Below are 13109 nucleotides of genomic sequence, written 5' to 3' on the forward strand. Positions count from 1 at the left end.
TCAGATGACTTTTTTGATAATTTCATCAACCCATGCATCATCTTCTTCTAAAGATAGTTTATTGCAAAGACTTGAATGCAGCCTCTTAAATTCTGGGATGATTAATGTGATTACAGCCAATATTCGTGCGGGATTCCGGTCGCTATGCCAGCTTTCCAAAAGGGAAAGTTGCGCATGGCCAAAATCGCTTCTTTTCCCTTCATATTTAGACCAAACTCCCATTTGGTTAGGGTTCCTATCTGCTTCCATATCCCATCCGGCTGCAATCGACCACCGCATCATATCTAAAGAGCTTAAGGCGTAATATAATTCATCTCTCTTTACTCTTCTATAAACTTCATGCATATGGGCAAAAAATTTCCCTCGCCATATCTCAAAATCTTCTTCTGTTAATTGATAGGAAATTGATTGGGACTCCTGAACGACTCTTCCCACAATTTTATGAGGATCATAAATGATTTTGGTTTCCTCTTTAATATACAGAGACGGTTTTAGATCATCTTTCTTATAATAAAAGGAATCAACTTTAACAAAATAAGTGTAATGAGCAACGGAATGGGCAGCCCAGGGGAAATCTTCGTAAAATAAAACCTCTCCCCACCTTCTTGCTCTTTCTTTTTTGTTTCTTCTATACTTTTCAAAGTGTTCATCTTTCACTACAATACGTAGATCCAAGTCTGAATATAGATCCTCATTTCCTTTAGCAACAGACCCACCATAAAAGAAAGCTAATATATTTGGATCTTCCGTTAAGTCACGTAAGATCGCTTGCTTCATTTTTTCTAATACTAGTGGAAGCTTTAAGTCTCTTTCATCCAATTTAGTACCAAATCCCACACATGAAAAAACATCTCCTTTTTTACTAATCTATTTATATTTCTTAATTTGATTATTACTTTATTCTGATAAACTTTCGAGTTATTTCCATTCCCCAAACCAATGATTCCATCTCTTTAAAAGAACTTCTTTTAACGGAGGTGTCTCGATTCCTTTCTGCTTCTTGAACTCATTGAAACTAGCAAAACCTATAAGCAATATACCTGTTAACAGCAGATACACCCACCATGGCATATTGCCCCAATAAGGACGTGTCTGAATTAAGACGTTCAATAATAGAACAACCATCCCTATAAAAAAATAGCTTTTTTGTCTGGATATAAAACCATAAATAATACTCACAAATGACAAAGTACCAAGAATGATTGCATCCATTACTTTATAGCTTTGCATGGCATCAATCATTAATAAAGCAGCAATAAGCCCTAGCAAAGAGTATTGAACGGACGCTGCCATCTTATCAGAAAGGTTCCAGGTCTTTCTTGTTATCACATAACTTAATAAAATCCAAGGTAAAACATTAAGTTCAGCTTGTATGATTCCAGGCACCTCGAATTGATCGATAAAGGAATAATACGCAAACATTGCAAACAAACTTGAAATGGTCAGCAGTACTTTCTTTAGCGTTTCAAATTCTACTAATCGTCTAGTGTGAAGATAAAATAGGATCGTGAGCAATAATAGTCCCGCCGTAGATAGGAATCCTTGTGATAAAGTAAGTCCAGCAGAAACATAAATGACTCCAAATACCGCAAACACATCCATTGAAAACTTAGGCATTTTTGAAAGTAACTTTTTATTGTAGAACAGTCCGGCCAAAGAGGTGATTAATCCCGCGGTAAACCAAATCAATGCTTTGTTTCCTGGTTGAATCGCATACAATATAAACATTTCTTCTATGTCGACCATTAAATAAACGAGAATGATAGAAGTGGCATACTTCCAATAGCCCTTCAAAGATTGATAGAAAAGGATAAATCCGATAAGAACACCTGCATGTAAAAATAAGTATGCAGGATTAAGTCCTCTGCTTAGCATGTATTCACCAAGAAAGAACAGAGAAAACGGAACAATATAAATAACAATTCTGTCTTTCCAATGCGGTTTCAAAATGAAATATAATCCAGCGAGCAGGACACTAAAGATAACTTGCCCCTCATGTGGCAGCCATTCGAATATAAAATAATGAAAAGCTACAGCGAGCATTGTTAAACCTGAATAAAAGTAAAATCTAAATTCATATTCTTGTAACGTTCGGATCATATACATCCCATAAAGAATGGCTAAAAGTGTAAACGGCAATACGTCTTGTGACACCAATACCGAAAAACCAATTGTTAATATTAAGAAAAAATGAGAAACTGCTTTAACCGGGTATTCACAGCTTGCTTCTACCCCTTTAAAAAGTTCGCCGCTTACAAATAAAAGAAAAGCAATTCCTATATAAATATAAACCGAGCTTCTATCTGTTAACGAAAGTCCTGCTAAATCTGCTATATAAAGCAATGCGAAAAATAAACCAAACTGTATACCAGCATAACCGGCTTTGACTTTGAAATGCTGTGTAGCAAACCACAATGCTGCCATTATTAGTAGTGAAGAGGACAATTTAACCCAAGTTAAGCTACCAACAAAAGGTGCAACAATGAAATTAACAATCGCAGAAATCACTGCAACAGAAATAAAAACTTCAGAAAGTATTACATGATTTTTTTTCCAAATGTACAAACCAAGCAATATGATACTCCCTAATCCGATCGATAAAGAAAGCTTAGACTCCTGCAAAAATTCCATTCCTGCATAAAATACTGAACTAAATAGAAACACAGAAGTTAACCAAGCTGAAATTCTTTTCTTTTGACCACTTTCGATAAAGAAATGGCGCAGTGCCAAACCTACCAAAAGCAAGGATATAATAGCTGTCTGTAAATAAAGTTGAATTAAAGAGGTAAATAGAAAACTTAGAAGTATACCTCCCCCTCCGACGATCAGGCTAGATCTTTGCAGTGGTTTGAGGAACTGCCCTACTCCATATGTTAAAGCAGAGGATATTCCAATTGCTAACCCCCAGTATTCACTTAAAGAACTCTCTATCAAATGATACAATTCCATAAATGTACAAATTACATAAAAAGGTGCTAAGTATTTAAAGAAAGAAAATGCAGTATGATAGCTTAAATAAATAAAGTTTCCGGAAAGAACTAAGTACCCTAAAAAGAGCCAAATGCTGCCGTCACCAATGGATAACAAAACTCCGTTAACGGTAATAAAAATGAATGCAAGTACCGATATTGCTGCATTTGCCAATTGATAGTAATTGGTTAGATGATTATCCGAAAACTTGCCTACAAATAGTAAAACAATCGGGATCATGACGACCAATAATAGGCTGTAATCTAATAGGAAAGAATTTTGTATTAGCTGAAACAGTCCATACGAAATGAATCCAATGAATATAAATTCGTATTCTTTCCTCTGATTAACCATTCTCATTGCTAAATAAAGAATAGCTGTCAGGATAATATTAAAGCTTTGGTAAAGCTGATTATTGAATAAAACAAGAATTAATACAGTCGATAAAATCAAGTTTGCTTGAATAAAGACTGGCAGTGTCTTGATAAATACAATTTGCTGTTTCGATCGGTTCATGTGATAAAGTGCGATAAATCCGACATTACCAAAAGCGTAAGCAAAATAGAAGGCATGCTTTGTAAGGCCAATAGCTAATAATACATAAGCGTATCCTATCGAACTCGCAATAAAAGTAATCCAGCTAAACAGTTTTGAATGAAAATAGCGGCCGAATCCAAAATAGACCGGAACACATAATACGGTTGTGAGGACTCCTAGAACATATCTTCCTTCTCCGTAAAAACTAAGCCAGCTGCCAAACAACTCAAAATATCCAGCAGACAAAATTGTAATCGGAATGAACAATGCAAACAAAACAAAAAAAGTAAAAGCTGTTTTTCTTATCTTTAGCACTTTTTCCGAAAGTGCTCCCAAACCTCCAAATAAAATAGCGATTCCGCCTACAAGCATTGTTTTAGTAAGTGAACTGAATACTTCCCAATTACTTGTTGCAAGTGTTAATCCGCCTAACAATAGGAGGATAACACCAGCTGCCATTAATGAAGTTATGTTCTTTTCTCTTTTCTGCTCAGGTGTTAATTCAACTTTAGTTTTTGGCTTAACAACTGGTTTTACTGGTTTTGGCTGAACGGGTTTATGATTTATCGGTTCAGCTTTTATTAAAGTTTCCTTTATTTTTAGATCATCTGCATATCTACGATATCCATCCACTACTGTCAGGTAGTCTTTTTCTTTGATATATCCGCCTTTTTTCAGCGCATTTAAATCCCTGATAAATCTAGGCTCATCCATTATGTATCCCCCTTATAACCCCTTTGTTGAATGTATGTATGAAAAAGAAAAGAGATAACAGTCGTTATCTCTTAGAATTTATAAAAATATGATAGTCATTATTTTACAGTAACTGCTAAAATGTGTCACTATTTACTATTTTTATAACTGTGAGGATTTTGAAGATAGGAGGTTTGGTGAATAATGATAAAGTTCACCGTAAGTAGTAGGAGGAATTAAATGGATGGATCGCATTTATTCAATAGACTTTATTAAGTTTTTTGCCATATTGGCAGTCGTAATTATTCATATTTTTCCGTTAGATGGTTTTACAGGCTATTTTATTATTGATAATATCGCCAGGTTCGCTGTACCCTTTTTCTTTGCTGCTTCAGGTTATTTCTTTGCACAGAAAATGATACAAAAGGAGTCATCCTTTTTATATTTAAAAAGCTATATCATGAAGCTGACGAAAATCTATCTCGTCTGGCTGGTCTTTTATGCTATATATGATGTTCTTCTGATACTTCTAAAAGGCAATGATAATCTGGAAGATCTTAATAAATACTTTGATAAATTTACGTTATTAAATTTATTTTATTATGGCAAAGGAACTAGCGGGTATCAGCTTTGGTTCCTAACGGCGTTAATTTGGAGCACCATCATTGTTTACTTATTCATTAAATTTAAAAAAATAGGTGTTTTGTTTGTCCTAAGTATTGTTTTAAACTTATTTGGTCTTTTAGGGCAGGCATATACGATGTTCTTTGAATTGCCTGTCAGCACTACACGCGATGCTCTTTTCTTTGGTTTGTTTTATACAACATTAGGAGTGGTTTTCTCAATTAATATACATTTGAAAAAACTAAGGAAAATAAGCGGGATAACCTATCTCGGTTTAGCGATTATCTGTACGGTCATTCAAGTGATGGAAGGATATTTGTTAGATAAAGTGTTAGATGGCAGCCATGGTGAATACTTTTTTTCAACGATTCTTGTTACTGCTTTTCTATTCTTCTTTGCTCTGAATAATAAAAAGATTGGTAAAGGAGTGTGGATTACAAAAGTTGGCGGTAATGCGCTTGGCATTTATATTATCCATGTGTTTTTCTTGGACCTGTTTAATAACGTATTAAAATATTTAGATATTAAACAGCTGCTATCAGAGAATTTAATCTGGAACTTATTCTATACCTTTCTTATTTTTATTATTTCTTATTACACCTATCATTCTCTTCAGATCGTTAAAAAGGAATTAAAAGAATAATAAATCAAGAAGCTGAGAGTCTGAATCCAAAGGTTTGTTGCTCCTATCCAAAAATTTCAGCCTTAAATCCAAAAGTTTTTACCATTTATTCACGAGTCGCCAATCTAACGAAAGCTTTTTACAGTCTCAATCATTAATAAGCTTTTTTAAACGCTCTCACCACTTCCCCTTCCCAACATATTCTGTATTACATTACGAAAGGGCTAATTACCCATTCAAAGGGGAGGTATTTAAATGGGCGTTGAACTAACAGCGCTTCATTGGATTTATGTTGTGTTTATAGGCTTAATCATTGGTTTTATGGTTAAAAGGCGTGATACGACTCTAATTTGCATTGTAGGTATTTTCTTAATTGCTATAGCAGCAACAGGTTCGTTAAGCGGTTCGATCAGCAGTATTTTTAATAGTTTTATTTATGCTATTACAGAGCTTCTTCCAACAATACTTGTTATATCTATTATTGTTGCTATGAGCAGAACTTTAACTACAACAGGTATTAACGATGTAATGATCTCGCCATTTTCTAAGTTGATTCGCACTCCTGCACTTGCTTATTGGACGATCGGGATTTTAATGATGGTAATCTCGTGGTTTTTCTGGCCTTCGCCCGCAGTTGCGCTCATGGGTGCAGTTCTTCTTCCTGTAGCCATTCGAGTAGGTCTGCCTGCACTTGGAGTAGCGATGGCTATGAACCTATTTGGGCATGGTATAGCTTTATCGGGTGATTTTATCATTCAAGCAGCTCCTAAATTAACAGCTGATGCAGCGGGACTTCCAGTAAACGAGGTAATCAGTGCCAGCATTCCGCTTGTTTTTGTAATGGGGTTAGTTACAACAGTCGCTGCCTTTTATTTTTTAAGACGGGATATGAAAACGGGGAAACTTACAGCGGCAACTGGAGTGACAGATGAATCAGTAAAAGAACTTGGGTCTGATCAAAAAAAGAATCTTTTATCTGATCGTCAGAAAAAATTCTTCGCTCTATTTATCCCAGTTATGTTCGCACTTGATGTAGCTGCAATGTCCATTCTAAAGCTTCAAGGTGGTGATGCGACAGCATTAATTGGCGGAACATCTGTTTTTATCCTTATACTAATTACAATGGTCAGCCATAAAAATAAGGGACTCGAAAAGACAACTTCCTACATGATTGACGGTTTTCAATTTGGTTTCAAAGTCTTCGGCCCTGTAATACCCATCGCTGCATTCTTTTATTTAGGTGATTCTGGTTTCACAAAAATAATAGGTGAAGTCCTACCGAAAACTTCACATGGTATTGTTAACGATCTAGGCTTAGCGCTTGCTTCTGTTGTTCCATTAAGTAAAGAGATTGGAGCTGTTACATTAACAGCAGTCGGTGCAATTACTGGACTGGATGGGTCAGGTTTTTCGGGTATTTCATTAGCTGGCTCTGTAGCTAATATCTTTGGCACAGCAATCGGAGCTGGTGCTGCAACTTTAACAGCATTAGGACAGATTGCAGCAATTTGGGTTGGCGGAGGAACTTTGGTGCCATGGGCATTAATTCCTGCAGCCGCAATATGCGGTGTAGATCCATTTGAGCTTGCAAGAAGAAACCTGAAGCCTGTTACAATCGGCTTAGTCGTTACAACCATTGTTGCGATATTTTTAATATGATAAATAAAGGTTGCCAATTAACTTAAAGGATTCTCTTTTGGAAGAGAAAAAAGACCAGATTCTTGTTTGGTCTTTTTCTCATCCCATTAATTATTTGATAAGCCTAATTTTCAATCACAATTTCTCCTTCCCCTTTTGGTACTTCAAAACCATTAAGGTAGGAAGTTAAAAGTTCTTCTGTTATTGGGAAGGCATTTGCATCAAAACGTTTATTTCGTATTTTCAGCCGTTTACGCAAATCATCAGGATGAACTTTTAAATAAATTAGTTTCCATTTACCGCCTGACTTTTCAATAAGTTGTTTATATTTGTTCCTTCTTACGCGATTCCAAAAACTGAAGTCAATTACCACCTGTTTTTTATCTTGAATTAACTTTACTAAACGATTGCACAATTTACTTTCTGCTTCTTTCTTATATTTGTCTATCTTTTCAATCGGGAAATCAATCCCATAACGACCATTAGTAGCCCATATTTCTTCATCAATAGAAAGACGAATAAAACCTTCTTTTTCTAATTGTTGTGCGAATGTAGTTTTACCAGAACCAGCTACACCACACATCATTACTACTAGAGGGGTGATATAATCTCGTTCACGATAAAGTATGTCAAAATTAAACTTTTCAAACATTTGATTACCAACCTCCAGCTGTACACCATTTTTGTTTAATTTTTTATTTTCTTTAATAATTCCCGCCGGCTAAAATCCAAAAAATTCAAAGTATCTTCTAAAGTTGGAAAACCGGCTTGTGCAGATTTATCGTTGCCTCCGCCTTTTCCATTAAATGATCCCATGTGTTCTTTTAGAAACTTTCCGCATGGAACATTTTTAGTTCCGTTATGAACTACAACTGCCTTATTTTCCAACGTTGAAGCAAATAGTATAAACAAATTATGGTCATGTGCCATTATTATGGCGAGGTTTTTTAATTCATCAAACGACTTGTCATCAAAAACATGAAAAAGAAAATCTCCTTCTTTCTTTAAAAGGAGTTCTTTTGCAACGTAAGCATTTTTTTCTTCTTTGACTTTTGCAAGTTCTGATTCCAACTTCTTCTTTTCTTCTTCCCACTTTTCAATCCTGCCCATTACTTCATAACGTCCCGTATTAAATTTTGCCGCTATCTTACCTAAAATCTGCTGCCCTTCATTGAGATCTTGAAGTGCCCGTAAACCACATTTGAAATAGAGCCTTATCATTCCTTTTTGTTTTTCTGCTTTAATTAACTTGATAATTCCAATCTCGCCGGTTCTTAAAACGTGAGTTCCGCCACATGCATTGTACTCTATGCCTTCAATCTCTACTATTCGAATATTCTCTGTTACTTTTGGCATTTTTAGGAGAGGCAGTTTAGCTAATTCCTCACTCGTTACATAATAAGTATGTATAGATCTATTATGATATATTTCCTCATTCGCGGTTTGTTCAATTTTCTCCATTTGTGAGGGATTAAGTTCAGATAAATCAAGATCAATCGTTGCATAATCTTGACCAAGGTGAAAACTCACAGTTTTTGCGTTATAAAGTGTGTAGCATACTGCTGACAATAGATGCTGTCCACTGTGATGCTGCATGTGTTCAAACCTTCTTCTCCAGTTCAATGAACAGAAAGCTTGTGTTGTTTCGGGAAGTCTTTCTATCATATGGACAACTTCACCAGTTTCATCATTGAAAATATCTAGAACCTCAATACCGTTTATCGTTCCCGTATCGTGAGGCTGCCCGCCACCCGTTGGATAAAAAGCTGTTTCATCTAAGACCACAAAATATTTATCTTCTTTTGTAAATGACTTCTTAAAGATTGTTTCCCATTCTGTTGTATATGGTGAAGAGTAGTATATTTTTTTCGTCATGATTAGGCCATTCCCTTCAAAGTCTCTTTAATCAGTGTAAACTATCTCGATGATAAAATAAAAAAAGAGATAACCAAGGTTATCCCTTTTAACTAATACATTCCCAATTTCATTTACTGCTTCACGCCTGTGTAAATGTAGATAGCATCTCTTAGAAATTCTGCTGTTCCTGACTGCTCTTTATCATAATAGGCAGTAAATTTTTCGTCATCCACATACATTTGGGCAAGACCAGCATGTGTCTCCTTGCTGTATTCATTCCAATAATAAGTCAGCCATCGCTTGTGCATAGCAGCTGCTTTTTGAGCAAGCTCACCAGTAGGATCTCCAGTTTTAAATGCTTCGGCTAATGTAGTATGCAGCTCTTCACTAAGCTTAGTTACTTCATCATGTTCACTTTGAGTCATGTTTAAAACTTTTTGGTTAGATTTGTTTACCGCATCGTCTCCATATTTCTCACGAATTTCTTTACCGAATTTGTTTTCATTATCTTCTACCATTTTTTGTTTGAAGCCTTCAAATTTTTCTTTGTCTGTCATCGTAATCCTCCCTTCGTTAGAAGCAATCGTTTTTTCCACATTGGCGATTAATCTATCTAACTGTAATCGTTTGTCGAGGAGCTGTTCACGGTGTTCACTTAGAGCAGTTGCAGCATCAAAAGAAGAAGAGCTTACTATTTCTCTTATTTTGACTAACTGGAGCCCGAGTTCCTTGTAAAATAGAATTTGCTGGAGTTTATCGACTTCTGTCTGCCCATAGATGCGATATCCAGATGAGTTGATTCTTGCCGGCTTAAGAATCCCAATCTCATCATAATAACGCAATGTACGGGTGCTGACTCCAGCCAGCAAGCCTAGCTTTTGTATTGTATATTCCATGTGCTCACCTCCTGACAATTTTACTTTAAACCTTTACGGTGCGTGAAGGTCAATGGTTTTTTGTTTAAATATTATAAAAAAACACTTTGAAGTTTTCCAAAGTGTTTTTCTATAATTCTTTAATGTATTTATTTTGATTCATAAACAAGCATTGATGACTTATCATCATCAGGTACAGCATATAACTGAAACGCTTGATCTCTATTTTCTACATAAACAGGATTACGTGTAGCGGTGTGTCCTTGATCAGAAAATAGCGAGATTGGAAGTTCGTGTTCAATTCTCATTGTTTTCTTATTTAATAAAGCTAATCCCCCTAATTCATATTTTTCAGAATTAGTTCCGCTCTGCGGAAGTTCAGTGATTCCGCTGCAAATCATATTTTCTTTTCCGGCATCCTCACAATCCTGGTAATCAATAAAGTGACTTGGATTCTTGGATTTGCTTACTACTTTCCCATTTTGATCAAACTCGTAAAAAGTTCTTGAGCCCCAGCTTACAGCCTTAAGGTTTCCTTTCTTGCCGTCGCGCAGTATTCCACCAATGTGATCATTTGTTCTAAACATTTCCTTTGATTTCATCGTTTTGGGATCCACTTTATAAATGATGGATTCACTGTCTGGTCGATATTCGGCAACAGATACCCAAATTGACTCTCCATCGGAAGCAATGCCTCCAGGATGGTACATATTCCCTTCACCAAGCTCAATATCTTTTAAAAGCTTCCCTTCGTTATTGAAAACAAAAAGGTGTCCAATCCCTTTCCCTGGAGTGCGGTCATAACCATTACGAGGCTGCTCGTATTTCACAGGTTTTTCAATAATTTCAACAGAAGACATGTAGAATAAGTTCCCTATTTTTGTCATGCCTTGTGGATGGTAGGTGTTAAACTGTAAATTAACCTTTTCTTTTTCTTCCCATGCTGTATCACGGGAAAGCTGCTTAAATCTTTCTTCAAATTGTTTACCGTTTGAACTTAATTGAAGAACATCTGGATTTGCATATACCGTGGTAACTGAGCCAATAGTGGCAGCAGCTGCTAGTGTGAGCATGATTTTTTTCATTATTATCCTCCTCATATGCTTATAACTCTGTATGTTTCATCTTTACCTTACTAAATGGTTATTAAGCTAAAGTAAAAGGAGCATTTTAGGTTTGTAAAAGATTAATTACATTCCTTATTTGTTTTAAGCATTTGAACATTAAAAAACCATTGCAGATTTAAGCAATGGCAAAACGATAAGTTATATTATTAAGTCATTTTAAACCTTCTTTTTGTTCTTAAAGATGCTATTATAGCAATTAGCAACCCTCCGGCAGTATCGGCAATAAGGTCAATCATCGTATCGAAATTTCCTCCGCCCTGTAAGGTCATCGAAAAGAACTGATCCATACTGAACTCGTAGATTTCCCATACGACCCCGCCAAAAACTGAAAAGGACAGAACAAAAAGAAATACAAGCCAATAAGAAATATCACTCCTTGCATGCTGGTGTGTCATACGTTCATAGAGTGCTATTCCGACAAATGCCAATAGAGCTCCGCTTAAAAGATGTAAAAACGTATCCCACCAGCCAAGATGATAAAAACCTAAGATCGATCCTAAATATTGTGAGGCAAATAGAAAGGCGAAATAAGAAATCATAATGGGCATATTAAATTTTATCTTTGTGAAAAGAATTAAACTTAAGGGTACAAGTCCGCAGAAAATACCGCCAAAAGCTACTTGATAGCTATGGGTTTCACCTTTTGTGAAATAGTAAAAACAAAGGTATGCCATAAAAACGGTATATGCAACACTTAAAATTAGCAGGAATTTTCGTTTCATGTTTGGTCACCTCAACGGGTAAAAACAAAGTATTTTTGTCCGAAATAATTAGCGAAAGTATATAAACAAGAACCCAATAAAACAGACGCTTCTTTATCAGTAAGAATTTTAAGAGCTGTATGCTGATATGCAGTGTTTATAATTTGATCACTCAGGCTATATGCTGCTAAATAAGAAATCAGAATGACTGCCAAAAACCGTAAACAGCTGCCGCCAACTGAAGTTTTACTTTGAAATGTGAATTTTCGATTCAAGATATAACTAATAGCAGCACCTGTTGCATTGCCTATAAAAGTTGATGCCCAATAACCAATATGAAATAGGTTCAATAAAATAAAGATAACGAAAAGCCCGATACACGTATTTATTATTCCAACAATGACAAACTTCAAAAAAGTATTAGTTGGTTTCAGGAAGTTTTCGAAGGTTGAGATTATATGATTCATCTTTAACTCTCTGAGTATTTTTTAGTTGAATGGGCTTTGAAAGATGATTTGAGTCAGTTTCAACAATATATTTAGGTCTCCTCTTTGATTCTTTATAAATTTTACCGATATATTCGCCAATTAATCCGATGCCAATTAGCTGAAGTCCTCCAATCAGCCAAATAGATGTAATAAGGGATGTCCACCCGGTTTCCGTATTTCCGATAAACTTTAAGGCTAAGAAATAGACACCAAACAACAAGCTTACAAAAAAAGAAACTAATCCTGTCAGAAGGACAAAACGAATAGGAGTTACAGAAAATGAAGTAATGCCGTCAAAGGCAAAATAAAGCATTTTTTTAAGCGGGTACTTTGTTTCTCCAGCCGGTCTTTCTTTACGTTCATAGTAGACAGAAGCAGACTTATATCCGATAAGTGGAACAATACCTCTTAAGAACAAATTTACTTCCTCAAACTTTTCCAATTCAATTAAAGCTCTTTTACTCATCAAACGAAAATCTGCATGATTATAAACAAGATTTACCCCCATCTTGTTCATGAATTTATAAAAAAATTCAGCTGTATTACGTTTGAAAAATGTATCGCAGTCTCGCTTTTTTCGAACGCCATAGACAATATCACAGCCCTTATTGAAGTGCTCAATAAATTGAGGTATTACTGAAATGTCGTCTTGTAGATCAGCATCAATTGATAAAACACAGTCTGAAGTTTCCTTTGCTGTAAAAAGTCCAGCAAGCAAGGCGTTTTGATGTCCTACATTTCCTGCTAACTTTAAACCCCTGACATTATCATTTCTTAAACCTTCTTTATGAATAATGGCCCATGTTTGATCCTTGCTGCCATCATCTACAAATAACAGCTTGCTATCATCGGAAATCAGTTCCTCCGATATCATTCTTTTAAGCAGAACATTAAGGGCATCTATCGTAATTGGCAAGACTTCTTCCTCGTTGTAGCAAGGAACAACAATTGTTAAAGCTGGCTGTTTCATGAAAGTA

The 13109-nt window shown here is 35.6% G+C and carries 11 protein-coding genes; 2 read left to right on the top strand and 9 right to left on the bottom strand.

Going from position 1 to position 13109, the window contains the following annotated elements; all coding sequences use genetic code 11:
- Positions 1-837, bottom strand: a complete 837-nt coding sequence (locus tag UN64_RS15115) for a nucleotidyltransferase domain-containing protein (RefSeq protein WP_077364237.1) — start codon at positions 835-837, stop codon at positions 1-3.
- A gap of 81 nt (positions 838-918) precedes the next feature.
- Positions 919-4221, bottom strand: a complete 3303-nt coding sequence (locus UN64_RS15120; protein ID WP_077364239.1) for a hypothetical protein — start codon at positions 4219-4221, stop codon at positions 919-921.
- A gap of 223 nt (positions 4222-4444) precedes the next feature.
- On the opposite strand from UN64_RS15120, the gene UN64_RS15125 reads away from it, so the two are divergent.
- Positions 4445-5467, top strand: a complete 1023-nt coding sequence (locus UN64_RS15125; RefSeq protein ID WP_077364241.1) for an acyltransferase — start codon at positions 4445-4447, stop codon at positions 5465-5467.
- A gap of 234 nt (positions 5468-5701) precedes the next feature.
- Positions 5702-7105, top strand: a complete 1404-nt coding sequence (locus UN64_RS15130; RefSeq protein WP_077364243.1) for a hypothetical protein — start codon at positions 5702-5704, stop codon at positions 7103-7105.
- A gap of 103 nt (positions 7106-7208) precedes the next feature.
- On the opposite strand, the gene UN64_RS15135 is transcribed toward UN64_RS15130, so the two are convergent.
- The 7 genes from UN64_RS15135 to UN64_RS15165 all read right to left on the bottom strand — a co-directional run bounded on the left by UN64_RS15135 (position 7209) and on the right by UN64_RS15165 (position 13102).
- Positions 7209-7736 carry a P-loop nucleotide/nucleoside kinase family protein gene (locus tag UN64_RS15135; RefSeq protein WP_077364245.1) on the bottom strand — a complete coding sequence of 176 codons (528 nt, stop codon included), beginning with the start codon at positions 7734-7736 and terminating at the stop codon, positions 7209-7211.
- 35 nt (positions 7737-7771) lie between these two features.
- On the bottom strand, positions 7772-8959 hold the full coding sequence (locus UN64_RS15140; protein WP_077364247.1) for an alanyl-tRNA editing protein: 1188 nt from the start codon (positions 8957-8959) through the stop codon (positions 7772-7774).
- A gap of 113 nt (positions 8960-9072) precedes the next feature.
- Positions 9073-9837, bottom strand: coding sequence for a MerR family transcriptional regulator (locus tag UN64_RS15145; protein WP_077364249.1), 765 nt, complete (start codon positions 9835-9837; stop codon positions 9073-9075).
- Between the two features lie 128 nt (positions 9838-9965).
- Positions 9966-10901: a DUF6454 family protein gene (locus UN64_RS15150; protein WP_077364251.1), complete on the bottom strand. Its 936-nt coding sequence runs from the start codon at positions 10899-10901 to the stop codon at positions 9966-9968.
- A gap of 188 nt (positions 10902-11089) precedes the next feature.
- Positions 11090-11665, bottom strand: a complete 576-nt coding sequence (locus UN64_RS15155) for a DUF2238 domain-containing protein (protein ID WP_077364254.1) — start codon at positions 11663-11665, stop codon at positions 11090-11092.
- An 11-nt stretch (positions 11666-11676) separates the two neighbouring features.
- Positions 11677-12111, bottom strand: coding sequence for a GtrA family protein (locus tag UN64_RS15160; protein ID WP_245802050.1), 435 nt, complete (start codon positions 12109-12111; stop codon positions 11677-11679).
- Positions 12065-13102, bottom strand: coding sequence for a glycosyltransferase family 2 protein (locus UN64_RS15165; RefSeq protein WP_077364256.1), 1038 nt, complete (start codon positions 13100-13102; stop codon positions 12065-12067). The genes UN64_RS15160 and UN64_RS15165 overlap by 47 nt, the downstream gene beginning before the upstream one ends.
- Positions 13103-13109: the final 7 nt, after the last annotated feature.

Source organism: Fictibacillus arsenicus, assembly GCF_001999465.1.
Classification (GTDB): Bacteria; Bacillota; Bacilli; order Bacillales; family Fictibacillaceae; genus Fictibacillus; species Fictibacillus arsenicus.

Coding starts and splice junctions, on each gene's coding strand:
- UN64_RS15140 (WP_077364247.1), bottom strand. CDS start 8,959: ATGACGAAAAAAATATACTACTCTTCACCATATACAACAGAATGGGAA.
- UN64_RS15165 (WP_077364256.1), bottom strand. CDS start 13,102: ATGAAACAGCCAGCTTTAACAATTGTTGTTCCTTGCTACAACGAGGAA.
- UN64_RS15120 (WP_077364239.1), bottom strand. CDS start 4,221: ATGGATGAGCCTAGATTTATCAGGGATTTAAATGCGCTGAAAAAAGGC.
- UN64_RS15160 (WP_245802050.1), bottom strand. CDS start 12,111: ATGAATCATATAATCTCAACCTTCGAAAACTTCCTGAAACCAACTAAT.
- UN64_RS15135 (WP_077364245.1), bottom strand. CDS start 7,736: ATGTTTGAAAAGTTTAATTTTGACATACTTTATCGTGAACGAGATTAT.
- UN64_RS15145 (WP_077364249.1), bottom strand. CDS start 9,837: ATGGAATATACAATACAAAAGCTAGGCTTGCTGGCTGGAGTCAGCACC.
- UN64_RS15155 (WP_077364254.1), bottom strand. CDS start 11,665: ATGAAACGAAAATTCCTGCTAATTTTAAGTGTTGCATATACCGTTTTT.
- UN64_RS15125 (WP_077364241.1), top strand. CDS start 4,445: ATGGATCGCATTTATTCAATAGACTTTATTAAGTTTTTTGCCATATTG.
- UN64_RS15150 (WP_077364251.1), bottom strand. CDS start 10,901: ATGAAAAAAATCATGCTCACACTAGCAGCTGCTGCCACTATTGGCTCA.
- UN64_RS15130 (WP_077364243.1), top strand. CDS start 5,702: ATGGGCGTTGAACTAACAGCGCTTCATTGGATTTATGTTGTGTTTATA.